The following is a 23,833-nucleotide window of genomic DNA, read 5'->3' on the forward strand; positions in this document are numbered from 1 at the left end:
GCATGCACGCTGCATCCATTGCCAACATCTGGCGCCTGGGGATCAAGGAGCTGTGGAGCCTGGTGCGCGACCCCATGATGCTGGTGTTGATCGTCTACACCTTCACGGTGTCGATCTACGTAGCCGCCACGGCCATGCCCGAGAGCCTGCACAAGGCCGCCATCGCCATCGTGGACGAGGACGACTCGCCCCTGTCGGCGCGCATCGTGGCCAGCTTCTACCCGCCGCACTTCACCACCCCGCGCCTGATCACGCTGGCCGAGATGGATGCCGGCATGGACAACGGCACCTACACCTTTGTGCTCGACATCCCGCCCAACTTCCAGCGCGAGGTGCTGGCCGGGCTCGCCCCTGCAGTGCAGCTCAACGTGGACGCCACGCGCATGAGCCAGGCGTTCACCGGCAGCGGCTATATCCAGCAGATCGTGGCGGGCGAGGTGGGCGAGTTCGTGCAGCGCCACCGCAGCGCCGCGCAGCTGCCGGTGGACCTGAACGTGCGCATGCGCTTCAACCCGAACCTCGAACAGGCATGGTTTGGCTCGCTGATGGAGATCATCAACAACGTCACCATGCTGTCCATCATCCTGACGGGCGCGGCGCTGATCCGCGAGCGCGAGCACGGCACCATCGAGCATTTGCTGGTCATGCCCGTGACGCCCGGCGAGATCATGCTGGCCAAGGTGTGGTCCATGGGGCTGGTGGTGCTGCTGGCGGCGCTGGTGGCGCTGGTGTTCGTGGTGCAGGGCGTCCTTCGGGTGCCGGTGCAGGGCTCGGTGCTGCTGTTCATGGCGCTGTCGGCGCTGCACCTGTTTGCCACCACCTCCATGGGCATCTTCCTGGCCACCGTGGCCCGCTCCATGCCGCAGTTCGGCATGCTGCTGGTGCTGACCCTGTTGCCACTGCAAATGCTGTCGGGCGGCGTCACGCCGCGCGAGAGCATGCCGGAATTCGTGCAGCAAGTGATGTTGGCCGCGCCGACCACGCACTTCGTCACCGCCGCACAGGCCGTCCTGTACCGCGGTGCCGGCCTCGACATGGTGTGGCCGCAATTGCTGGCCATATTGGTAATTGGCGGCGTGCTGTTCACTGCCGCCCTGGCCCGTTTTCGCAAAACCATCAGCCAGATGGCCTGACCTTTTTTTTCCGTTCCCCGGCGGGCTGTGCCAGACTGGTTTCATCCGCTTTCACCTGTTTTTGCCCCTATTTGCCCATCTTTGCAAGAGGCCCCTCATGTACGAAAAAATCCTGGTTCCCTTTGACGGCAGCCCCACCTCCGAACAAGCCCTGAAAGAAGCCGCCGGCCTGGCGCTGAAAATGGGTGCGCAGGTGCGGCTGCTGCACATCATCGACCCCCTGACACACGCGGTCGGCTTTGTGCGCCCAGAGGTCTACCAAAGCGACTTTCTCCCCGCCGCCATGAAGGGGGCCGAGACCATGCTGCGCAAGGCCTGCGATCAGCTCACCGCGCAAGGCATCCAGGCCGAAATCCGGCTGCTGGAAAACCTGGACGCCCAGGTGGCACCGCTGGTGATCGACGAAGCCCGGCAATGGGGCGCCCGCCTGATCGTGCTGGGCACCCAGGGGCGGCGAGGCCTGGCGCGCATGTTCCTGGGCAGCGATGCCGAGCAAATTGCGCGCACCTCCCCCGTGCCGGTGCTGCTGGTGCGCCTGCCTGCAGCCGCGCCCGCCAACACGCAGCCCGGCGCGTCGGCCTGAGCGTGCAGCCGGCGCGGAGGTTGTGCCGTTGCGCCCGCCGCCGGGGCAAACGCGGCTGCTAGCATTCCCCCTTCTGATGCACCCCCCGAGGTTCCCGCGTGATTCCCACCCCATCTGGCGCCCCCCGCGACACGGTCGATGTGACCGATGCCACGCCGCGCGCCCCCGGCACACCGCCACCGCCGCGTCGGCCCACTGCCGCCTTCATGCTGCAACACCCGGCGCACTGCCTTGCGCTGGGTTTTGGCGCGGGCCTGAGCCCCAAGGCGCCGGGCACCGTGGGCACGCTGTGGGCCTGGCTGGCGTTTCTGGTGCTGCAGCACTGGCTGGACCCGCAGCAAATGGGCCTGCTGATCGGCGCGGGCACGCTGGTGGGCTGGTGGGCCTGCACCATCACCGCGCGGCACATGGGCGTGTCCGACCCCGGCAGCATCGTCTGGGACGAGGTCGTGGCCTTCTGGCTGGTGCTGTGGCTGGCCATGCCCATGGGGTTGTGGGGCCAGGCCGTGGCGTTTGCCCTGTTTCGCTACTTTGATGCCGCCAAGCCCGGGCCCGTGGGCTGGGCCGACCAGCTGTTCAAGGGCTTTGGCTGGCGCGGCGGCTGGGGCATTTTGTTCGACGACTTTGTGGCGGCGTTTTGCACACTGCTGGTCATTGCGGTGTGGAGGTTCTTCTGGTGACCGCCCCATCACTATCAAAAGAAGAGCTGCTGGCGCTTGATGGTAAAGGGCTAGAGGCTATTTTGATTCAAATTTCTGCCCAACTGCTCACGCGCGGCTGGATGCTGGCCACCGCCGAAAGCTGCACTGGCGGCATGATCGCCGCCGCCTGCACCGACCTGGCAGGCTCCAGCCAGTGGTTCGAGCGCGGCTTCGTCACCTATTCCAACGCGGCCAAGACCGAGCTGCTGGGCGTGCCCACGGCACTGATTGCGCAGCACGGCGCCGTCAGCGAGCCCGTGGCACGCGCCATGGCAGAAGGCGCGGTGGCGCACGCGCACGCCCAGGTGGCCGTGGCCGTCACTGGTGTCGCTGGCCCCACGGGCGGCAGTGCCGACAAGCCCGTGGGCATGGTGTGGTTTGGCTGGTGCGTGGCCGGGCAAACGCACAGCCAGGTGCAGCACTTTGCGGGCGACCGCGCCGCCGTGCGCGCTGCCACGGTGCGCCATGCGCTGGCGCGGCTGCAGGCGCTGCTGGCGTAGCGGCCCGCGCGCCTTCCGTCAAAATTCAAGCCAAAACACCTGATTAGGTGCTTGCCTCAGATAGACCCGTTCGCCCTGAGCCTGTCGAAGGGGTGCTGGCAAAGGGCGCCCTGGCTTCGACAGGCTCAGCCCGAACGGATTGGGGAGAGAGCCTGAGACATGTAAATATTCAGGCCAAATCAGCCTCCAGCCCTTGCCTGCAAAGCGCTAGAAGCTCCTTTTTCAGGAGCAGCCGTTTACGCGCCGTGGCACTTCTTGAACTTCTTGCCGCTGCCGCACCAGCAAGGCTCATTGCGACCAGGTTCGGCCAACTTGCGCACGGTTTCGATGCGCGGGCCCAGGCTTTTCCACAGCTGGCGCAGGTCGTACACGGCCCAGATGGCTTCGCCGAAGGTTTCCACGCGCGCCTGGCTGGTGCTGGGCGGGCCGTCTTCGCTGAACATGCAGACCTCGGGCTTGCCGGTGTCGTCCTCGGTCAGGGCGACGATGCTGTCCAGGGCATCGTCAAGCCACTTGGCGGCTTCCTTGTCGCGCGGGGCGGCCCAGTCCTCGGGCCAGTTTTCCACGGCAAACATGAAGCCCAGTGCCCACACCTGGCCAAAGGAGGGGATTTCCTGCCCGGCCATTTCGGCGCGCTGGTCTTCAGGCAGGCTGGCCACGGCGCCGCGCATGTCCATGGCTTCGGGCTGAAAGGTGCGGTCGTCGTCCAGCTTTTCGACCGGGGCGTCGAGCTGCGCCTCGACCTCGTTCCAGCGCAGCATCCACAGCTCCAGGAACCGCGCCTGCTGGGCGGCATCGGCAAACGCCGGCAGCAGCGGCAGCGGCAGCGGCTCGTCTTCGGCCAGATCGATCGCTGCGCCATCGCCCAGCAGCATGGGCAGGTATTCCGATGGCGGAATGGGGCGGCGGCTGCAGATCAGCGCCGTGAGGAAACCATCGCAAAACTCCCACTGCGGAATCTCTTCGCCCCGCGTGCGCAGGTCGTCCAGCAGCGTGTCGATCTCGTCGAGTTCGTCGGGGCCCAGGGCCGGTGCGGCAGATGCGGATGCGGATGCGGCGGCGGCGTCCGAGGGTTCTTGTTGGGGGGTGTTCATAGCGGGGCTCCAGTCAGCGGGGCCGCTGGGCTTGGATGCTGCCCGCGGCCCCTTGCAAAGGCGGCCAGTGTAGCCGCCCGCCAGGGCGAAAAGTCAAGCCGCCAGCACGGCCAAGGGCGTGGTGGCTGTGCCCACCGGCGACACCCCGGCCCATCCATCTTCCTCAAAAACTATAGCTTTTGCCGCTTGCGCACCAAGGGCCAGCAGCCTTTTTTGCATGCAAAGTACCGCCTTGTCCTTGCTGAGCAGGATGGCGCGGTGGGCTACGGCCAGGTCGATGAAATGCTGGTCGTCGGAGTCCTTGCACACGGCTGAAACGCGCGGCGCCACATCCACCCAGCGCACCTGGGCTTCATAGGACTGCAGCAGCGCATCGGCGGTCAGCCCATAAAACGCCAGGCGCGGCACGATCTGCGGATAGGCCAGCACGCGTGCGAGTTCGTCGCGCATTGGTGGTGTGGCCACCCAGCACAGCCGCTGGGCGTCGAGCAGCGTGCGCAGGGGCGCCACGGCCGCGTCGGCAAACACCAGCAGGTCGAGCACGATGTTGGTGTCCAGCACCAGCGCGCGCGCGTTGGCACCGCCATCGCCGGGTGCGCCGCATTCGGGCAGCGCCAGCACATGGCGTGCAGGCCTAGCCGCCATGGGCCTTGGGCGCTGGCGCCGACGGGGCCGAACCATCACCACGCGGCGCGCGCACCGAGCCCTTGACCATGTCGAAGCGGAACAGGCGGCACTCGATGGGGCCGTTCCACATGGGCACGCGGCGCGATTCTTTCAGGCGCATCTTGCCGGGCAGCTTGAGGTCGGGGGTGAGCATCCAGGCCTGCCAGCCGGCGTAGTTCTTTTTCCAGTGCGCGGCCAGCTGGCTGAAGAACTCGCCGCCATCGTCGGTGTGTGCGGCTTCGCGGCCGACCGCATCGCCCTGCGCGCGCTGGGCGGCGCGCTCGTTGGCGTTTTGCCCGGCCGTGCCGGCGGCGGCAATGCGCTCGCCGTAGGGCGGGTTGAGCAGCATCACGCCGGGCTGCTCGCAGGGCGGCATGCGCTGCAGGGCATCACCACCGCGCAGCTGCACCGCATCGGCGACACCGGCGCGCTCGGCATTGCGCTGGGCAAAATCGACCATGCGGTGGGCCACATCACTGCCAAATATGGGCACAGCGCTTTCCTGTATTGCGCCTTCAGCTTCGTTTTTGATAGCACTCCAGACATGACTCTGGAACGGCAGCAGTTTCTCGAACGCAAAGCGGCGCAGCATGCCGGCCGGGATGCGGCAGGCGATCTGCGCGGCCTCGATGGCGATGGTGCCGCTGCCGCAGCAGGGGTCGTACAGGGGCACGGGGTTGTCACCCAGGGGGTCCCAGCCACTGGCGGCAATCATGGCGGCGGCCAGGGTTTCTTTCAGCGGCGCGTCGCCCTTGTCTTCGCGCCAGCCGCGCTTGAACAGCGGCTCGCCACTGGTATCGATGTAGATCGTGGCCTCTTCGGTGGTCAGGTGCAGGTGGATGCGCACATCGGGCCACTGCGTGTTCACATCGGGGCGCACGCCGGTCTTGGCGCGAAAGCGGTCGGCCACGGCGTCCTTGACCTTGAGGCCCGCGAAATTGAGGCTCTGCAGCGGGCTGTGCTGCGCCGTCACCTCGACCTTGAAGGTCTGGCGCGTGGTGAACCAGATTTCCCAGGCCACGTCGCTGGCGGCGGCATACAGGTCGTTTTCAGAGCGGTAGGGGCGGTGCGCCAGTTGCACCAGCACGCGCTGGGCCAGGCGGCTGTGCAGGTTGAGCAGCAGCGCATCGCGCCACGAGGCCCGCAGCAGCACGCCGCCCCGCCCCGTGAGCAGGTCTTGCCCCGTGAGGCCGGTGATGGCGTGCACTTCGTCAGCCAGATAGCTCTCGACACCAGCGGCGCACGGCAGGAAAAGTTGGAGTTGGTTCATAGACAGGGCAAAAGGATACGCGCCTACGGCTGGGCGGCAGAAACAGGTGGGCGGCTGAGCAGCGCGCGGATGTGTGCGGGCAGCAGCGCCACCTTGCGATCGGACTTGTTGATGAAGACGATGCCGGTCTTGCCGCGTGCCACTTCGCGGCCCTGCGATTTTTCGGTCATGCGAAACACCAGGTCAAAGCCGTAGGGGTTGAAATCGGCGGGAGTCATCTCCACACGCATGGTCTCGCCATGAAAGCCCTCGGATTTGTACTGCGCCACGATGTCGCCCACCACGATGGCCAGGCCGCCCACATCCGCCTCGGGATAGCCCTGCGCCTGGAAAAAGCGCACGCGCGCCTCGGACACCAGGCTGAGCAGTTGGGCATTGTCCAGGTGCCCGCCCTGGTTCACATGGCTGATGTAGATCTGCATCTCGGTCGAAAAGACAAAGTGGGCAGGAAGATCGAAAACGATGCGGGCCATGGCGTGAGAGACAAGTAAAAAACAGAACAAAGGGATGACAAACGGCAGCTGACAGACGCACAGCCCACGCGCTCGGCGGGAAAAAACGTCTACAGCGCCTTGCGCAGGTTGGCCGGCGCGATTTTGAGCGCCTCGCGGTATTTGGCCACGGTGCGGCGCGCGCACTCGATGCCCTGCTCCTTGAGCATCTCGGCAATCTGGCTGTCGGACAAGGGTTTGGCGGGGTTTTCGGCGGCAACGAACTGCTTGATGAGCGCGCGCACCGCCGTGCTCGATGCGTTGCCGCCGGTCTCGGTGCCCAAGCCCGAGCCAAAGAAGTATTTCAGCTCGTAGGTGCCGATCGGCGTGGCCATGTATTTAGCGGTGGTCACGCGGCTGATGGTGGATTCGTGCAGGCCCAGTTCGTCGGCAATGTCGCGCAGCACCAGCGGGCGCATGGCCAGCTCTCCATGGGTGAAAAAGCTCTTTTGCCGCTCGACGATGGCGCGCGAGACGCGCAGGATGGTGTCAAAGCGCTGCTGGATGTTCTTGATGAACCAGCGCGCCTCCTGCAGGCGCTGCTGCATGCCCTGGTGGCCCTCGCCGCCCTTGTGCCCGCGCAGGGCGCCCGCATAGATGTCGTGCACGCGCAGGCGCGGCATCACATCGGGGTTGAGGCTGACGATGAAGTTGTGCTGGCCATCGCGACCATTGGCGCGCCCGGCTTTGCGCACGATGACATCGGGCACGATGATGTTGCGCTCTACATCGGCAAAGCGGCGGCCGGGGCGCGGCTCCAGGCGGGCGATCAGCGCCATGGCGGCGCGGGTGCGCTCTTCGCCATCGCCGCACAGCTGCGTCAGCCGGCGGATGTCGCGGCGGGCCAGCATCTCCAGCGGCTGCTGGCAGATGCGCAGCGCGGTCTGCACGGCGTCGGGGTCGATCGCGCTGCCTTCGTCGGCGGCCAGGGCCTTGAGTTGCAGCGTGAGGCACTCGGCCAGGTTGCGCGCGCCCACGCCCACCGGCTCCAGGCTTTGCAGCAGGCGCTGCGCCACGGTGAAGCGGTGCACCAGCTCGTCGATCTGCTCCAGGTTGCCCTCGCCAGCCAGTCCCGTGGCCAGCTCTTCGAGGGGCTCTTCGAGGTAGCCGTCGTCGTTGAGCGATTCGATCAGAAAGCGCAGCGCGGCGCGGTCGATCTCCGACAGGCGCAGCGCCAAGGCCTGGCGGTGCAGGAAGGACGTGAGTGACTCGTGCGAGCGGGCCAGCTCGGTGGCATCGGCTTCGTCGCCCTCGGAGTCATTGCGGTTGCGCGCGGGTGCGTCGCCCCCCCACTCGGCGTCGTTGGGTGCCATTTCCACGGTGCCGTCGCCGCTCCAGTCGGGCTCGTCCGCGCTGGCGCTGGGCGTTTCAGCATCATTTTGGCCTTCAGCGCTTGTGCTGCTTGCGCTAACAGCTCCTGAAAATATAGCGTCATCGGCGCTGTAATCGTCGGTCTGCGCGGGGGTGTCGGCCGCTTCAAGACCAAACTCTTCGCGTGGGGCTTCTTCGGGCGTGCGCTCGAGAAACGGGTTCTCGTCGAGCATCTGCTCGACTTCCTGCGAGAGTTCGAGCGTGGACAACTGCAACAGCCGGATGGATTGCTGCAGCTGCGGCGTAAGCGACAGGTGCTGCGAGACGCGCAGCGAAAGACCAGGTTTCATCACATCCTGAAATGTTCACCCAGGTACACCCGACGCACCTCGGCGTTGTCGACGATTTCGGACGGGGTGCCCTGGGCCAGGACGCGGCCGTCGCTGATGATGAAGGCGTGGTCGCAGATGCCCAGGGTTTCGCGCACGTTGTGGTCGGTGATCAGCACGCCGATGCCGCGCGCCTTGAGGAAACCGATGATGCGCTGGATCTCGATCACCGCGATGGGGTCGATGCCGGCAAAGGGCTCATCGAGCAGGATGAAGCGGGGCTGGGTGGCCAGGGCACGGGCGATCTCGACCCGGCGGCGCTCACCACCCGACAATGCCAGGGCCGGCGAGTCGCGCAAATGGTCCACGCGCAACTCCTGCAGCAAGGACGTGAGGCGCTCTTCGATTTGCGCCCGGCCCAGCGGCTTGCCGTCATCGCCCCGCTGCAGCTCCAGCACGGCGCGCACGTTCTCTTCGACGTTGAGCTTGCGAAAGATCGATGCCTCTTGCGGCAGGTAAGACAGCCCCAGGCGCGAGCGCCGGTGGATGGGCATGTCGGCCACCGAATGGCCATCGATGCGGATATCGCCCCCGTCGCAGCGCACCAGGCCCACGATCATGTAGAACGAGGTGGTCTTGCCAGCGCCATTGGGCCCGAGCAAACCCACCACTTCGCCCTTTTGCACAACCAGCGACACGTCCTTGACGACCTTTCGGCTGCCATAGGATTTTTCGAGGTGCTCCACTTCCAGGCGGCTGCCCGCCTGGGTATCTGGGTCTTGATTCACTGTCGCAGCACTCACTTGCTCGCACCGCCGAGGGAATTGCTGGGACGCAGCACCGGCCCGCTGGCTGCATTGGCCGGAGCGGCAGCGCCGGAAGGCTGTTCTTTGGGTGACAGCACGGCACGCACCCGCCCGCCCGCAGCAGGCGCATCGCCCGCCCCGCTGGCGGCCGCCTTTTTCTGGCCATCCACCGTGAAAACGTCGGTGAGGTTGTTGTACACAATGACGGCGCCCGAAAGCTCGTCGGTCACCACGGATTCGCGGTAGCGGCGCATCTCGGCGCGGGTGATGAAGCGCACGTTGTCGGCCTTGCCGTCGTACTCGATGACTTCGCTCTCGCCTTCTATGAACTCGTCGGGTGCGCCCGCCACGGTGTCGCGCTTTTGCCGGAAGAATGCGCGCTTGCCAGGCTCGGCCGTGACAACGCCGTACTGGTAGCCATCGGCATCCTGGCGCACATCCAGCCGCGCCCCGCGCAGCACGATGGAGCCCTTGGTCATGACCACCCGGCCCGTGAAGACGCTGGTTTGCTTGAGTTCATCGTGGCGCAACGCATCGGCCTCGATGTTCATGGGTTTGTTGCGGTCGGCCTTTTCGGCCTGGCCCACGCCAGGGGCGCAGGCAAGGGCGGTCAGCAGCAGGATCGGGAGGAGGCTTTTTTTCATGAGGCACGAATCTTGCACTCATTGTAGCCATGCACCGGTGCCATCGCCCATAAAAAAGCCCGCTGGCGCGGGCTTCTCGGGAGCGGGTTGCGCAATCAGCCCTTGCGTGCCACGCCCGCCAGATGCTCCACCACCTGCAGCACGGTCTGCATGCTGCCAGCCATGGTGCCATCGGTATAGAACCGGCCGGCAACGCCCATCGACGGCACGCCTTCCACGCCGTAGCCCTCTTGCAACGCCGTGGCACGACGCACCTGGCTGGCCACCGTGAAAGAGCTGTACATCTCCTTGAACTTGGCGATGTCCACCCCCTGCTGGGCCACCCAGGCGAAGATTTCATCGTCCTTGGCCAGCTTTTGCTTTTCAACGTGGATGGCGCGGAATACCTTGCCATGCACGGTATCGAGCTTGCCCATGCCTTCCAGCGTGAAATACAGCTTTTGCTGTGGCACGAAGCTGGCATTGAACGCCACCGGGATGCGACGGATGCTCAGATCCTTGGGAGCGGCCTTGATCCAGGACTCCAGCGCTGGCTCGAATGCGTTGCAGTGCGAGCAGCTGTACCAGAAAAACTCGATCACATCCACCTTGCCAGCAGGCGCATCGGGCGTCAGCGGCTTGGCGAGCCTGGTGTAATCCTTGCCCTCCTTGAACTGGCGCGCCTGCGCCATGGCCGGCGTGGCCAGTGGCAAGGTCAGGGCGGAAGCGGCAACCACCGAAGCGGTGGACAGGGAAAACTCGCGGCGTTTCATAACAGGGACACTCCTTGTTCGGGTCTGGAGGTGTGAGCACTCCCCCATGAAAAAGTTCAGACAATGGCGATGGGCTTTGCTGCTTTAGCGCTGTACGCGCACCATCGCGGACTCTACGCCCGCGCCTTCCAGCTTTTCCTTGAGCTGCTCGGCGTCGTCGCGCTTGGAAAAAGGGCCCACGCGCACACGGTACACGGTGCGGCCATTCTGCTCACGCTCGCTCACGCGGGCTTCCCAGCCCAGCATGGCCAGCTTGGCGCGCTGGGCATCGGCCCCCGCCTGGTTGGGGAACGCTCCGGCCTGCACGAAATAATCAAACGGATCCACCGCCGCCGACTTGGCCTTGGCCAGATCGCCCAGCGGGTCTGCCGAGGCGGCGGGTTTGGTGTCGACCTTTGCTGCGGGCTTGGCATCGGCCGTTGCGGGCTTGCTAGCGGGGGTCCGCGCAGCGGTGACCTCGGCGGCTGGAGCCGTGCCGTTAGCGCCGTTAGCGCTGGCCGGGGCCGCCGGTGTGGGCACGCGCGCAGGGCTTTGTGCAGAGCCCTTGCCGGTGAGCAGCGAGTTCGGGTCCCAGTTCTTGTTTTTTTGCGCTTCAGCCGCGTCCTGGTCCACGCCCCGCACACCCCCCTTGTTGAGGAATGGCACGGGCACCTTGGTCACATACACGGCCACGACCAGTGCGGCACCCAGGCCCACAAGGACTCCGAAAATGAAGCCGATGATGGTGCCACCCGTCTGTTTTTTCTTCATGGTAGTAACTGCTTACATTCTGGCTGGAGCCGATACGCCCAGCACGGCCAGGCCATTGTGCAACACCTGCGCGGTGGCAGCGACCAGTGCCAGGCGGGCCCTTTTTACTGCTTCGTCGTCCACCAGGATGCGCTCGGCGTCGTAATAGCTGTGGTAGCTGGCGGCCAAATCACGCAGGTAGAAGGTGACGTCGTGCGGCGCCTCGCCCTCGGCAGCAGCGGTGAGCATGTCGGGGTATTTGGCGAGTTGCAACATCAGCGCCTGGGCCTGCGGCCCGTCCAGCGGAGACAGGTCCACCTCCTTGAGCGAGGCCACGTCGCCGCCGCTGGCCTCCTGCCAGGCCCGCAGCACCGAGCAGATGCGCGCATGCGCGTACTGCACGTAATACACCGGGTTGTCGTTGTTCTGCGCCACGGCCAGATCGACGTCAAAGGTGTATTCGGTGTCGGGCTTGCGGCTGAGCAGAAAGAAACGCACGGCGTCCTTGCTGGTCCACTCGATCAGGTCGCGCAGCGTGACGTAGCTGCCCGCGCGTTTGCTGATCTTGACCTCTTCACCGCCCTTGACCACGCGCACCATGGTGTGCAGCACGTAGTCGGGATAGCCCTGGGGAATGCCCACATCGGCCGCCTGCAGCCCGGCGCGCACGCGCGCAATGGTGCCGTGGTGGTCGGTGCCCTGGATGTTGACGACCTTGGTGAACCCGCGCTCCCACTTGGTGATGTGGTACGCCACGTCGGGCACGAAATAGGTGTAGCTACCGTCGCCCTTGCGCATGACGCGGTCCTTGTCGTCACCGTAGTCGGTGGACTTGAGCCACAGCGCGCCGTCCTGCTCGTAGGTCTTGCCATTGGCAATGAGCTTGTTCACCGTCTGCTCGACACGGCCGCTGGTGTACAGGCTGGATTCGAGGTAGTACTCGTCAAAGTGCAGATTGAAGGCTTGCAGGTCCTTGTCCTGCTCGTTGCGCAGGTAGGCCACGGCAAACTGGCGGATGTTGTCGTAGTCCTCCACATCGCCGTTGGCGGTGAACTCACGGTCGTCGGCCTTGACGGTGGCCTTGGCCTTGAAGGCCTCGGCAATGTCGACAATGTAGTCGCCGTTGTAGAAGGCCTTGCTCGCCGGGTTTTCCGGGTCGATGGGCCAGCATTCGTCGCCGGGTTTGAAGCCCTTGGCGCGCAGCTGGGTGCTGTGGGCCAGGGTCTGAATCTGCACGCCTGCGTCGTTGTAATAGAACTCGCGGTGCACGCTCCAGCCCTGCGTGGCGAACAGGTTGCTGATGGCGTCACCAATGGCCGCCTGGCGGCCATGGCCGACGTGCAGCGGCCCGGTGGGGTTGGCAGAGACGAATTCGACCAGCACGCGCGCATTGCGCGGGTTCTGGAAACCGAAGCGCTCACCAGCAGCCAGCACCTCGCGCACGATTTCCTGCTTGGCCGCCGGTTTCAGGCGAATGTTGATGAAGCCGGGGCCCGCGATGTCGATGTCGGCAACCCAGCGCTGGTAAACCGGCGTGGCGAGCAGCGCGGTGCGCAGGCCCTCTGCCACCTGGCGGGGATTGAGCTTGAGTGGCTTGGCCAGCTGCATGGCCGCGGTGCAGGCGAAGTCTCCATGGGAGGCCACCTTGGGCGATTCAAATGCGGCCTTGGCGCCCGCGCCGGGGGTGAGGGTTTCCAGCTCGGCCGCGAGCGCGGCCAGCAGATCTTGTTTGACAGAGAGCATCGGGCGATTTTACGGGGCAGGTGCCAGGCGGCTGCGCGGCCGAGGGCATTGAAGCGACAAACGCCTGCCCGCATGTGCCATCGGCGCGGCGGGCGGGGCCGGTCCAGGGCGCAATCGGGCAGAAAGCGCTACCCACTGCGGGGCCTGCCTACCAGCCACGCGCCCAGAACAGGGCAATGACGGCAACCACGGGCAGGATGTGCGACTGCACCATGACCAGCCGGCGCACCTGCCCCACCTCGCGGGCCTGCGGCAGCGCGCCGGTGGCACGCAGCTGGCTGCGCCAGCGCCGAAACGACAGCGTGGGCCAGATGGAGAGCAGCACCATCACCACGAACAGCGTGACCTTCACATGGAACAGGGGCTGCGAGACATACCAGGACATGCCCTTGATGCCCCACACCACGCGCGCCAGGCCCGTGAGCAGCAGCACGAGCGCCGTCACGTTGTAGATCACGTCCAGGCGCACCAGCCGCTCTACCACGGCGGCATTGAGCCATTCGATGCGGCACAGCGCCGCTTGGCTCGACATGAAGACCACCAGGGTCAGGATGGCCACCAGATGCAGGCTGGCCAATACGGCTTCGAGAGTCATTGCAGATCCTTGTGAATTGCGGCGGCAGGGAGCGGTTCGCAACGCCCCGCGGTGCGGGTCATGCGGCGGTCCAGAAACCGGGTTGGCTGTAATTGTGCTTGAGGAAGTCAATCCACAGGCGCACCCGCAGCGGCATGTGCTTGCGCTGGGGGAACACCACGTAAATGCCGTTGGGTGGTGCTGCATATTCCTCCAGCACTTCCACCAGACGGCCGGCGGCGATTTCCGCCTCCACCTCCCAGGTGCTGCGCCATGCCATGCCGTAGCCCGCCAGGCACCAGTCGTGCAGCACCTGGCCGTCCGAGCAATCCAGCGGCCCGCCGGGCTTGAGGTGCACCACCTCGCTGCCACCGTCCGGGGCCGGCATGCGAAAGGCCCAGCCGCGCGTCTGCGAGGCTTCACTCGACAGCGTGAGGCAGTCATGGCCCGACAGCTCGCTGGGGTGGCGCGGTACCCCATGGCGTTGCAGGTAGGCGGGAGTGGCCACGCACAGGCGGCGGTTGTCGGCGATGCGCACGCTCACCAGCGACGAATCGGGCAGGTCGCCCACGCGCACGGCGCAGTCAAAGCCCTCGCCGGCCAGGTCCACCACGCGGTCGCTGAGGTTGAGCGAGATCGTCACATCGGGGTGCGCCAGCCGGAAACGCGGCACCAGCGGCGCCACATGACGACGGCCAAAGCCCGCAGGGGCGGTGATGCGCAAATGCCCCGTGGCCTTGACGCCGCCTTCGGACACGCTGGCTTCGGCGTTGGCCACGTCGGACAGCAGGCGCTGGCAGTCCTCCAGGAATGCGCTGCCTTCGTGCGTCAGGCTGATGCGCCGCGTGGTACGCACCAGCAGCTTCACGCCCAGGTGCTCTTCCAGGGCGTCCAGCCGCCGCCCCATGATGGCGGGCGCCACGCCTTCGGCCTTGGCCGCAGCGGTGAGACTGCCGCGCGTGGCCACTGACACAAAGGATTCGAAGGCCTTGAGTTTGTCCATGGGCGCTGATTATGGAGACAAACCTGCGCAAGGCAGTGGGGCAGCGCCATGCCGCAAAATATGAACAAAAACAGCCGCAAGCCATTACCCAATAAGCGCCATAAGCTATTATATTGGTAGCACATTATTGATCTACTTTTGCTTAAAAGTCATTGGTTTCAAGATATTCAAGGGCTTTATGCCACCAAACAATTGCAATACAGTCTGTCCATGTCCCGCACCGGCGGTCCCGCTGGCTGGCTCTTCCTTCATTTTTCATTCGTTAGGCATCGCACCATGACCGCACGCACCTCTGTTCACGGCCTGCAAGTGGCCACCTCCCTGTTCCGCTTTGTGGAAGACAAGGTCTTGCCCGGCACCGGCGTGCAGAGCAGCGCCTTCTGGAAGGGCTTTGACGCCATCGTGGCCGATCTCGCCCCCCGCAACATCGCCTTGCTGGCCGAGCGTGACCGCCTGCAGACCGAGCTCGATACCTGGCACAAGGCCCACACCGGCCCGATCACCGACATGGCGGCCTACCGCAAGTTTCTTGAAACCATCGGCTACCTGGTCCCCCAGCCCGCCGACGTGCAGGTCACCACGTCCAATGTGGACGACGAGCTCGCCGTCCAGGCGGGCCCCCAGCTGGTGGTGCCCATCCTGAATGCGCGCTATGCCCTGAACGCCGCCAACGCCCGCTGGGGCAGCCTGTACGACGCGCTGTACGGCACGGATGCCATCCCCGAGACCGATGGCGCCGAAAAGGGCAAGGGCTATAACCCGGTGCGCGGCGCCAAGGTGATCGAGTTCGCCCGCAACGTGCTTGACCAGAGCACGCCGCTGGCAACCGGTTCGCACAAGGACGCCACCGGCTACCGCGTAGAAGCCGGCCAGCTGGTGGTGGCCCTGAAGAATGGCAGCACCTCGGGCCTGAAGAACCCCGCCCAGTTCACCGGCTACCAGGGCAACGCCGCTGCGCCCTCGGCGGTGCTGCTGCAGCACAACGGCTTGCATCTCGATATCCAGATCGACCGCAGCACCCCCATCGGCCAGACCGATGCCGCCGGTGTGAGCGACCTGGTGCTGGAAGCCGCCCTGTCCACCATCCTCGACCTCGAAGACTCGGTGGCCGCCGTCGATGCCGAAGACAAGGTGCTGGGCTACAGCAACTGGCTGGGCATCCTCCAGGGCACGCTGACCGAATCGTTTGACAAGGGCGGCAAGACCATGACGCGCGGCCTGAACCCCGACCGCGTCTACACCGCACCCAGCGGCGCGGGCGAAGTGCGCCTGCATGGCCGCTCGCTCATGTTCCTGCGCAACGTGGGCCACCTGATGACCAATCCGGCCATCCTGTGGACGGACGCCCAGGGCCAGCAATGCGAGATCCCCGAAGGCATCATGGACGCCGTGGTCACCACGGCCATCGCCCTGCATGACCTGCAAGGCCACGGCGCCAATGGCGTCCGCAACTCGCGCAAAGGCTCGGTCTACATCGTCAAGCCCAAGATGCACGGCCCCGCCGAAGTGGGCTTTGCCGCCGAGCTGTTTGGCCGCGTGGAAAAGCTGCTGGGCTTGCCTGACAGCACCGTCAAGCTGGGCATCATGGACGAAGAGCGCCGCACTTCCGTCAACCTCAAGGCCTGCATCGCTGCGGCATCGAGCCGCGTGGCCTTCATCAACACCGGCTTCCTGGACCGCACGGGCGACGAGATGCACACCGCCATGCACGCCGGCCCCATGATCCGCAAGGGCGACATGAAGAGCAGCGCCTGGATCCAGGCCTACGAAAAGAGCAACGTGCTGGTGGGCCTGTCGTGCGGCCTGCGCGGCAAGGCCCAGATTGGCAAGGGCATGTGGGCCATGCCGGACCTGATGGCCGAAATGCTCAAGCAGAAAATCGCCCACCCCAAGGCCGGAGCTAACACCGCCTGGGTGCCCAGCCCCACGGGCGCCACGCTGCACGCCCTGCACTACCACCAGGTCAAGGTGAGCGACATCCAGATCGAACTGGAAAAGACCGACGCCAATGCCCTGCGCGATGACCTGCTGACCGGCCTGCTGACCATTCCCGTCTCGGCCAACCCGAACTGGAGCGACGAGGAGATCCAGCAGGAGCTGGACAACAACGCCCAGGGCATTCTGGGCTACGTGGTGCGCTGGGTGGACCAGGGCGTGGGCTGCTCCAAGGTGCCCGACATCAACGACATCGGCCTGATGGAAGACCGTGCCACGCTGCGCATCAGCAGCCAGCACATGGCCAACTGGCTGCTGCATGGCGTGGTGAGCGAAGGCCGCGTGCGCGCCACCTTCGAGCGCATGGCCGCCAAGGTGGACCAGCAAAACAGCGGTGACCCGCTCTACCAGCGCATGCACGGCCGCTTTGCCGAATCCATGGCCTACCAGGCCGCCTGCGATCTGGTGTTCAAGGGCGTGGAGCAGCCCAGCGGTTACACCGAGCCCCTGCTGCACGCCTGGCGCCTGAAGCTCAAGGCGTCGGCGTGATCGATTGCTATTGATGTAATAGCTATCAGCGCTTTATGGACAAAGACTGAAGGCTGTTTTAATGAACAACGGCACCTTCGGGTGCCGTTGTTCATGGCGCTCAGCCCTGGCGGCGCTCGGGCACCGCGTCGTCGGGCACCGGCGCGCGCGACGCCAGCCGGAGGTGCAGCGCCGCCTGGGCCATGAGGTTGGCCGAAACCGGGGCCGTGACGAACACAAACAGCGTGATCAGCAGCTCGGCAATGCCGGGGCGGCCCTGGCTGAACGCCACCAGCATGGACGCCAGCAGCACGCCGCCCACACCCAGCGTGGATGCCTTGGTGGGTGCGTGCAGGCGCATGAAAAAGTCGGGCAGGCGGGCCAGGCCAATGGCTCCCACCAGCAGGAAGAAGGCCGCGATCACAATCAGCGCGGCGGCAGTCCATTCGATCAGAGGGTGCATGGTTACTCCTTTATTCCACCACGTCGCCGCGGCTCAGGTAGCGTGCCAGCGCCACGGTGGAGGCAAAGCCCAGCATGGCCACCAGCAGGGCGGCCTCAAACAGCAGCGCGGTGTTCCAGCGGATGCCCAGCAGCACGATCAGCGCCACGGCATTCATGTAGAGCGTGTCCAGTGCCAGCAGGCGGTCGGTCATTTCAGGCCCGCGCAGCAGGCGCCAGGCACACAGCACCACGGCCACCGTCACGGCAGCCACGCCCAGGTTCAATGCCATGTCCAGAACGTTCATGCGGCCCTCCCGGTGGTGGCGCCAGCGCCGGGCGCTGCGGCGCGCGGCTGCTGGCGAAAAATCTGGAGCAAAGGCGCCTCGTAGCGCGTCTTCATGTCGTCGATCATGGCCTGCGCGTCGTCGCAGGTCAGGGCATGCACCAGAATTTCGTGGCGCTGCTCGTCCACCACGCACGACACCGTGCCGGGCGTGGTGGTGATGATGGTGGCGAACAAGGCATTCACGCGCGGGTGGTCACAGGCCAGCGGCACGGGCAGCCAGGCGGGCTGCATGCGCGGCAGCGGGCCCAGCACCAGCCGGGCCACCGTGATGTTGGCCACCACGATGTCCTTGAGCACCACCAAGGTCAGCCGCACGGCGGCCAGCCAGTCGATCCGGGCGTGTTCGCCCAGAAACGGGTGCAGCAGGCGCGGCACGATCAGGGCAATCAGCAGCGCCGACAGCAGGTGCACGGGCTCCAGGCTGTGCGACAGCGCGAGCCAGCTGGCGCCCAGCAGCAGGGACAGCAGCGGATGGCTGAGCCAGCCCGGCTTGCGCGCCGGATTGGCGGGGGGCGAGGTGTTGGGGTTCATCGGGTCTCCTCGGTGGGGGCCGCGGCCGGTGTGCGTTGGCCGTCGTAGGGCCGGGTGGTGGGGGCGCCGGTCACGCCCAGCACGGCGCGGGCGTAGGCGGCCTGGTCGGCCAGCTGCCGAGCGGTGGCGTCGGTGTAGCGCTTCACGGGGGATGCCAGCACCGCCATGGCCAGCGTCAGCGCCATGAAGGACCACACGGCCGATAACAACTTGACGCTGGAGCCCGAGCTGGGCTCGCCCCGGCCTTCGCCGGGCTGGATATGCCAGAACACGATGACCCCGGCGCGTGCCAGGCCCACGATGGTGAAGAAGCCCACGCTGAGCACCACCGCCCAGACCAAGGCCTGCGCGGGCAGGCCCGACGAGCTCTCCAGAATCATCAGCTTGCCCAGAAAGCCCGGCAACGGCGGCAGCCCGGCGGCCGAGGCCGCGCCAAAAATCATCATCAGCCCCAGCAGCACCGGCTCGCGCACCGCCGCAGCAGGCCGCAGCTTGTCCAGCGCGTCGCCGCGCTGGGCGGCCATCAGCTCGACCAGCAGGAACAGGCCCGCAATCACCACCGTGCTGTGCAGCGTGTAGTACAGCGAAGCAGACAGGGTTTCAGGGGAGTACAGCCCCACGCCCGCCAGAATGGTGCCCACCGACGAGACGGTGAGGTAGGCCACCAGCCGGCCCATGCTGTGCGCGGCCAGCGCACCCAGCACGCCGAGCACGCTGGTGGTCAGGGCCAGCGGCAGCAGCCAGGCCTGGGCCGCAAAGGCGGCCTCACCGGCCTCGGCGCCAAAAATGCCCCAGTGCACGCGGATGATGCTGTACACGCCCACCTTGGTCATGATGGCAAACAGCGCGGCCACCGGCGCACTGGCCGACGCGTAGGTGCCCGGCAGCCAGAAGTACAGCGGCACCAGCGCCGCCTTCAGGCCAAACACCACCAGCAGCACCAGCGCCGCTGCCCGCGCCAGCACGGCGCTGTCGCCCGTGAGCTGGCCCACGCGCAGGGCCACGTCGGTCATGTTGAGTGTGCCGGTGACGGCGTACACCAGCGCCAGCCCGATCAGGAACAGCCCCGAGGCCGCGAGGTTGAGCACCACATAGTGCACGCCCATGCGAAACCGCTCGCGGCCCTGGCCGTGCACCAGCAGCACGTACGAGGCGATCAGCAGCACCTCGAAGAACACGAACAGGTTGAACAGGTCGCCGGTCAGGAAGGCGCCGCACAGGCCCATCAGCTGGAACTGGAACAGGGCATGAAAGTGGCGGCCCCGTGTGTCCCAGCCACCGGTGGCATACCAGAGCACCGGCACCGCCACCAGGTAGGTCAGCAGCACCATGAGGGCCGACAGGCGGTCGAGCACCAGCACGATGCCAAACGGCGCGGGCCATTCACCCAGCTGGTACACCAGCAGCTCGCCGCCGCTGGCGTGGCGCACCAGCTGAACGGCCATGAACAGGCCCAGCAACACCGACGCCATGGACAGCCGTGCGCCCCAGCGCTGGCGGCCGTCCGCCCCGGTGCTGCCTGAACTGGCCGAATCACCGATCAGCAACAGGCCCACGGCCGTGAACACCGGCAGCAATACCGACAGCACCGGGGCGTGCTGCAGCCAGAAAGCAGAGATCACATCCCACATCAGGCCTGCCCTCCACTCTTGCCCGCAGGTGCCTGGGCGGCGCTGCGGTAACCCGGGGCGTGGCCGGGCTCGTGCCCGTCCACGTGGTCGCTGCCGCTCTCATGGCGGCTGCGCAGCGCCAGTTCGATCACAAAGCCGGTGGTGGCAAAGCCGATCACGATGGCGGTGAGCACCAGCGCCTGTGGCAAGGGGTCGGCCACGGGGCCATCACCCACCAGGATGGGCTGGGCGTTGGACCACAGGCGTCCCATGGCAAAAATGAAAACGTTCACCGCATAGCCCAGCAGCGACAGGCCCAGCACCACGGGAAAGGTGCGCCCGCGCAGCATCAGGTAAATGGCGCAGGCAGTGACAAAGCCGATGCCGGTGGCCAGCAAAAATTCCATGCTCATGTGGGTTCCTTGGTGTGTCGCACGGCGGGCGAGGGGTGACGGGGGCTTGCGGCGTTCATGCGGCAGGCTCCGGTGGCCGCGGGGCGGCGGGTTGCGGGCTCTCGCGGCTCACGGTGCCCAGCACCGAGATGGTCAGCAGCGTGGCGCCCACCACCACAAGGTAGACGCCCAGGTCAAACAGCGCAGCCGAAGCCAGCGGCAACTCGCCCAGCAGGGACACATGGGGGTGGCCATGGGCGCTGGTCAGGAAGGGGCGGCCGAACACGAATGCGCCCACGCCGGTGAGTCCGGCAATGCCCAGACCGGCACCAATCCATTTCACGAAGCGGCGCCCGCCCTGGCCGCGCAGCAGCAATTCGGCCTTGACCTGTCCCATCGACATGAACTGCAGCACCAGCGCCACGGCCGTGATCAGGCCGGCAATGAAGCCGCCGCCCGGCAGGTTGTGGCCGCGCATGAAGATGTAGAGCGTGAACACCAGCGCCACCGGCAGCACCACCGCCGCCGCCACGCGCAGCAGCAGGGGTTGCTCGGCAAAGGTCCAGTTGCGGCCCTCGGTGTCGGCCGTGGGGCGGCGCGTGCGCATGCCTTCCATGAGCGCCAGCACACCAATGGCGGCAATGCCCAGCACGGTGATCTCACCAAAGGTGTCGTAGCCCCGGAAGTCCACCAGGATCACGTTGACCACGTTGGTGCCCCCGCCCGCTGGCATGGATTTGTCCAGGAAATACCAGGAGATGGAGTCGTGGTCGCGGGTGAGCAGCACCCAGGCCAGCCACGACATGCCCGCCCCCCCGGCCAGCGCCAGTGCGCCGTCGCGCATGCGGCGCAGGCGGCCGGACTCGCGCGGCGAGTGCTGGGGCAGCAAGGCCAGGCCCATGAGCAGCAGCACGGTGGACACCACCTCCACCGACAACTGGGTCAGCGCCAGGTCGGGTGCAGACAGGCTGACAAAGGTCAGCGACGTGACAAGCCCCACCACGCCCACCAGCACCACCGACTGGAACCGCTGGTGGTGCGTCGCCACCAGCGCCACCGTGGTGGCCCCCAGCAGCAGCCAGATGGCAATGGCCAGCGGCGAAGCCGGCAACAGCTCACGCGGCCCGGTGCCCATAGGGCTGCCACCGCCCAGCACGGTCACGGCCACCACGGCAATGGCGGCGCCCAGCGTCCAGGCCAGGTAATGCTGCAGCGAGCCGCTTTCCAGCCGCGCCGAGATGCGCCCCGCCAGGCCAAACAGGCCGTCGATCAGAGCGTCAAAAATCTGGCGCCCGGTGGCCGGGCCAAACCAGGCCTCGGACTCGATGCGGTGCAGCCGCTTGTGCGCCGCCAGCAGCAGGTACAGCCCCACGCCCGCCACCAGGGCCACAGCGCTCATGAGCAGCGGCAGGTTGAAACCGTGCCAGAGGGCCAGGTGGTATTCGGGCAGTGGCTTGCCCGCCAGGGCCGTGGCCGCCACGTCCACCAGCGGGCCGAAGGTGATGGCGGGCAGCAGGCCGACCGCGATGCACATTGTCACCAGCAGCATGGCGGGCAGCTTCATGCCCAGCGGGGGCTCGTGCGGGTGGGTGTTGGGCACATCGCCAAGCGGCCCGTTGAAATACGTGTCGTGCACAAAGCGCAGCGAATACGCCACGCTGCAAATGCCGGCAAGCGTCACCGCCGCAGGCACCAGCCAGGCCCACACGCCGGTGGTGCCCGCCACCGCTTCGGTGAAGAACATTTCTTTGGACAAGAATCCGTTGGTCAGCGGCACACCGGCCATGGACGCCGCCGCCACCATGGACAGGGTGGCCGTCCAGGGCATCAGCGCCCACAGGCCGCCCAGCTTGCGCATGTCGCGGCTGTGGGTTTCGTGGTCCACGATCCCGGCGATCATGAACAGCGAGGCCTTGAACGTGGCGTGATTCAACACGTGGAACACCGCCGCCACGGCCGCCAGCGGCGAGCCCAGCCCCACCAGAAAGGTGATGAGGCCCAGGTGGCTCACGGTGGAGTACGCCAGCAGCCCCTTGAGGTCGTGCTTGAAGATGGCGATGAAGGCCGCAAACAGCACCGTGATCAGGCCCACAGTGGTCACGATCGCCTCGAACCAGCCCGAGCCCGCCAGCACCGGGTACATGCGCATGAGCAGAAAAACGCCGGCCTTCACCATGGTGGCCGAGTGCAGGTAGGCCGACACTGGCGTGGGTGCGGCCATGGCGTCGGGCAGCCAGAAATGGAACGGAAACTGCGCGCTCTTGGTGAAGGCGCCGATCAGGATCAGCAGCAGCGCGGGCACAAACATCGGGTCGGCCTGGATGGCGGCCACGTTGCCCAGCATGGCGCTCAGTTCATAGGTGCCTGCAATCTGGCCCAGCAGTACAAAGCCCCCAAGCATGGCCAGGCCGCCGCCGCCGGTCACGGCCAGTGCCTGGCGGGCACCGGCACGCGCGTCGGCCCGGTGGCTCCAGTAGCCCACCAGCAGGAACGAAGACAGGCTGGTCAGCTCCCAGAACACCACCAGCAGCAACAGGTTGTCTGACAGCACCACGCCCAGCATGGCGGCCATGAACAGCATCATCTCGCTGTAGAACTTGCCCGCCGAATCCTTGGCGCTCAGGTAGTAGTGCGCATAGATGACGATCATCAGCCCGATGAACAGGATCAGCCCGGCAAACATCATCGACAGGCCGTCCAGCCGGAAGGTGAGGTTCAGCCCGATCTCGGGCACCCAGTCCCAGGCGTTCACGATGACCTCGCCCGCCATCACCGCTGGCGCGTGGTTCAACAACAGGCCCAGACTGGCCGCTGTGACGGCCCCCGCCGCCAGCGCCGTGAGCCAGCGCGAGCGCGAACCCAGCCAGAACGTGGCGGCGGTGCCCAGCAGCAGCGGAAGCAAAACGATGAGTAACAGCACGGCTCTCCCTTTGGTTGTCTTTACCCCCGGCTTTGCCGCCGGGTGCGATGGTGCGCAGCGCTCTCATCGCTGCGGCAAGCGGTGCTCACCATCGTGCGCAGGCGGGTTGACTGTCTGGTGATCTTTGCGCCTCTGCGTTGCCGGGCGACTGCGACGGTCCAGCTGGTGGAGGCGGGAGGGCGGACAGGGCGCACATCAACGGCGTGACCGGTGAATGTACAGTCGGTGCGCCGGACTTCGGGCACAAAAAACAGTCCAACCGCTGGGGAATTCCCTGCACGAAAGGCTGCAGTCAGGCGTTTGCAGCGGTATTCCACCCCCCGCAGGGGGTGCCTATTTCGATCGCCACCGACCCGCGCGGTCGGCGCACTGCTGCCGCTGGGGGGATGAGGGGTGCTTCATCATCTGCTATTGATTAAATAGCTGCTTGCGCTTTATTTATAAGCCTTGTAGCCTGCTTTTATCTAAAATTCAACAGCAGCTTCGGGTACCGTTGCGTCGGGCCTTGGCCTACACTCCAAGTTCGCGCTGCCCCTCTTTTCATGAACCCCTCGCCCTCTTCCCCCCCGAACGCCTGCCCCGCCTGCGGCCAGCCCAACGAATGCGCCATGGCCTCGGGTGCCGACCCGCAGGAATGCTGGTGCCTGCAGGTTACGGTGTCCAGGGCGGCACTGAGCCGTCTGCCAGAGCAGGAGCGCGGCCAGCGCTGCATCTGCCCGGTGTGCGCCCGCACCCCCGACCCCGCCGACATAACCACGCCCGGGCCGCAGACCGCGCATTTATGATTGATTTTTGCCC

General features: G+C 66.1%; 24 protein-coding genes. 6 read left to right on the forward strand and 18 right to left on the reverse strand.

Annotated features, from left to right (window positions below):
- Nucleotides 1-2: 2 nt before the first annotated feature.
- The 4 genes from K226_RS0102270 to K226_RS0102285 all read left to right on the forward strand — a co-directional run bounded on the left by K226_RS0102270 (nt 3) and on the right by K226_RS0102285 (nt 2,917).
- Nucleotides 3-1,133 (forward strand): ABC transporter permease, encoded by a 1,131-nt coding sequence (locus K226_RS0102270; RefSeq protein WP_024813257.1) that lies wholly within the window; start codon nt 3-5, stop codon nt 1,131-1,133.
- Between the two features lie 97 nt (nt 1,134-1,230).
- Nucleotides 1,231-1,716, forward strand: coding sequence for a universal stress protein (locus K226_RS0102275; RefSeq protein WP_024813258.1), 486 nt, complete (start codon nt 1,231-1,233; stop codon nt 1,714-1,716).
- A gap of 206 nt (nt 1,717-1,922) precedes the next feature.
- Nucleotides 1,923-2,396: a phosphatidylglycerophosphatase A gene (locus tag K226_RS0102280; RefSeq protein WP_081739394.1), complete on the forward strand. Its 474-nt coding sequence runs from the start codon at nt 1,923-1,925 to the stop codon at nt 2,394-2,396.
- A gap of 101 nt (nt 2,397-2,497) precedes the next feature.
- Entirely contained in the window at nt 2,498-2,917 is a 420-nt protein-coding gene (locus K226_RS0102285) for a CinA family protein (RefSeq protein WP_051463508.1), read from the forward strand.
- Nucleotides 2,918-3,153: 236 nt separating this feature from the next.
- Here K226_RS0102285 and K226_RS0102290 read toward each other — a convergent pair whose 3' ends face one another.
- The 12 genes from K226_RS0102290 to K226_RS0102345 all read right to left on the reverse strand — a co-directional run bounded on the left by K226_RS0102290 (nt 3,154) and on the right by K226_RS0102345 (nt 14,329).
- Nucleotides 3,154-4,011, reverse strand: a complete 858-nt coding sequence (locus K226_RS0102290) for a UPF0149 family protein (protein ID WP_024813261.1) — start codon at nt 4,009-4,011, stop codon at nt 3,154-3,156.
- Between the two features lie 93 nt (nt 4,012-4,104).
- Complete coding sequence (locus K226_RS0102295; protein WP_081739313.1) at nt 4,105-4,656, reverse strand: putative toxin-antitoxin system toxin component, PIN family; 552 nt, start codon at nt 4,654-4,656, stop codon at nt 4,105-4,107.
- The gene (locus K226_RS0102300) at nt 4,646-5,947 is read right to left on the reverse strand and encodes a class I SAM-dependent RNA methyltransferase (RefSeq protein WP_024813263.1); all 1,302 of its coding nucleotides are present in this window, start codon (nt 5,945-5,947) and stop codon (nt 4,646-4,648) included. The genes K226_RS0102295 and K226_RS0102300 overlap by 11 nt, the downstream gene beginning before the upstream one ends.
- Nucleotides 5,948-5,970: 23 nt before the next feature.
- On the reverse strand, nt 5,971-6,420 hold the full coding sequence (locus K226_RS0102305; RefSeq protein WP_024813264.1) for a thioesterase family protein: 450 nt from the start codon (nt 6,418-6,420) through the stop codon (nt 5,971-5,973).
- An 89-nt stretch (nt 6,421-6,509) separates the two neighbouring features.
- Nucleotides 6,510-8,099, reverse strand: a complete 1,590-nt coding sequence (locus K226_RS0102310; RefSeq protein ID WP_024813265.1) for an RNA polymerase factor sigma-54 — start codon at nt 8,097-8,099, stop codon at nt 6,510-6,512.
- On the reverse strand, nt 8,099-8,881 hold the full coding sequence (gene lptB / locus K226_RS0102315) for an LPS export ABC transporter ATP-binding protein (RefSeq protein ID WP_024813266.1): 783 nt from the start codon (nt 8,879-8,881) through the stop codon (nt 8,099-8,101). The genes K226_RS0102310 and lptB overlap by 1 nt, the downstream gene beginning before the upstream one ends.
- Nucleotides 8,878-9,528 carry a lipopolysaccharide transport periplasmic protein LptA gene (gene lptA / locus K226_RS0102320; protein ID WP_024813267.1) on the reverse strand — a complete coding sequence of 217 codons (651 nt, stop codon included), beginning with the start codon at nt 9,526-9,528 and terminating at the stop codon, nt 8,878-8,880. Before lptA ends, lptB begins: the two co-directional genes overlap by 4 nt.
- 95 nt (nt 9,529-9,623) lie before the next feature.
- A complete protein-coding gene (locus tag K226_RS0102325) occupies nt 9,624-10,280 on the reverse strand; it encodes a thiol:disulfide interchange protein DsbA/DsbL (RefSeq protein WP_024813268.1) in 657 nt (218 codons plus the stop codon).
- A gap of 84 nt (nt 10,281-10,364) precedes the next feature.
- Nucleotides 10,365-11,030: an SPOR domain-containing protein gene (locus tag K226_RS0102330; RefSeq protein WP_024813269.1), complete on the reverse strand. Its 666-nt coding sequence runs from the start codon at nt 11,028-11,030 to the stop codon at nt 10,365-10,367.
- Nucleotides 11,031-11,042: 12 nt separating this feature from the next.
- Nucleotides 11,043-12,752, reverse strand: coding sequence for an arginine--tRNA ligase (gene argS, locus K226_RS0102335; protein ID WP_024813270.1), 1,710 nt, complete (start codon nt 12,750-12,752; stop codon nt 11,043-11,045).
- Nucleotides 12,753-12,900: 148 nt separating this feature from the next.
- A complete protein-coding gene (locus tag K226_RS0102340) occupies nt 12,901-13,347 on the reverse strand; it encodes a DUF2214 family protein (protein WP_024813271.1) in 447 nt (148 codons plus the stop codon).
- Nucleotides 13,348-13,405: 58 nt separating this feature from the next.
- Nucleotides 13,406-14,329 (reverse strand): LysR family transcriptional regulator, encoded by a 924-nt coding sequence (locus K226_RS0102345; protein WP_024813272.1) that lies wholly within the window; start codon nt 14,327-14,329, stop codon nt 13,406-13,408.
- 276 nt (nt 14,330-14,605) lie between these two features.
- Here K226_RS0102345 and K226_RS0102355 point away from each other — a divergent pair, with 276 nt between their 5' ends.
- Nucleotides 14,606-16,813, forward strand: coding sequence for a malate synthase G (locus K226_RS0102355; RefSeq protein ID WP_024813273.1), 2,208 nt, complete (start codon nt 14,606-14,608; stop codon nt 16,811-16,813).
- A 100-nt stretch (nt 16,814-16,913) separates the two neighbouring features.
- Here the strand turns inward: K226_RS0102355 and K226_RS0102360 are convergent, their stop codons facing one another.
- The 6 genes from K226_RS0102360 to K226_RS0102385 all read right to left on the reverse strand — a co-directional run bounded on the left by K226_RS0102360 (nt 16,914) and on the right by K226_RS0102385 (nt 23,035).
- Nucleotides 16,914-17,255 carry a Na+/H+ antiporter subunit G gene (locus K226_RS0102360; RefSeq protein ID WP_024813274.1) on the reverse strand — a complete coding sequence of 114 codons (342 nt, stop codon included), beginning with the start codon at nt 17,253-17,255 and terminating at the stop codon, nt 16,914-16,916.
- 10 nt (nt 17,256-17,265) lie between these two features.
- Nucleotides 17,266-17,541, reverse strand: coding sequence for a K+/H+ antiporter subunit F (locus K226_RS0102365; RefSeq protein WP_024813275.1), 276 nt, complete (start codon nt 17,539-17,541; stop codon nt 17,266-17,268).
- The gene (locus K226_RS0102370) at nt 17,538-18,113 is read right to left on the reverse strand and encodes a Na+/H+ antiporter subunit E (protein WP_024815546.1); all 576 of its coding nucleotides are present in this window, start codon (nt 18,111-18,113) and stop codon (nt 17,538-17,540) included. Before K226_RS0102370 ends, K226_RS0102365 begins: the two co-directional genes overlap by 4 nt.
- A complete protein-coding gene (locus tag K226_RS18610) occupies nt 18,110-19,744 on the reverse strand; it encodes a monovalent cation/H+ antiporter subunit D (RefSeq protein ID WP_081739314.1) in 1,635 nt (544 codons plus the stop codon). Before K226_RS18610 ends, K226_RS0102370 begins: the two co-directional genes overlap by 4 nt.
- A complete protein-coding gene (locus tag K226_RS18615) occupies nt 19,744-20,130 on the reverse strand; it encodes a Na+/H+ antiporter subunit C (RefSeq protein WP_202798322.1) in 387 nt (128 codons plus the stop codon). Before K226_RS18615 ends, K226_RS18610 begins: the two co-directional genes overlap by 1 nt.
- Before the next feature lie 61 nt (nt 20,131-20,191).
- Nucleotides 20,192-23,035, reverse strand: coding sequence for a monovalent cation/H+ antiporter subunit A (locus tag K226_RS0102385; protein ID WP_024813276.1), 2,844 nt, complete (start codon nt 23,033-23,035; stop codon nt 20,192-20,194).
- 542 nt (nt 23,036-23,577) lie between these two features.
- Between K226_RS0102385 and K226_RS19405 the strand changes: the two genes are divergently transcribed.
- Nucleotides 23,578-23,820 carry a cysteine-rich CWC family protein gene (locus K226_RS19405; protein ID WP_081739315.1) on the forward strand — a complete coding sequence of 81 codons (243 nt, stop codon included), beginning with the start codon at nt 23,578-23,580 and terminating at the stop codon, nt 23,818-23,820.
- Nucleotides 23,821-23,833: the final 13 nt, after the last annotated feature.

This window comes from Acidovorax sp. JHL-3 (assembly GCF_000526295.1).
Taxonomy (GTDB): Bacteria; Pseudomonadota; Gammaproteobacteria; order Burkholderiales; family Burkholderiaceae_C; genus Acidovorax; species Acidovorax defluvii.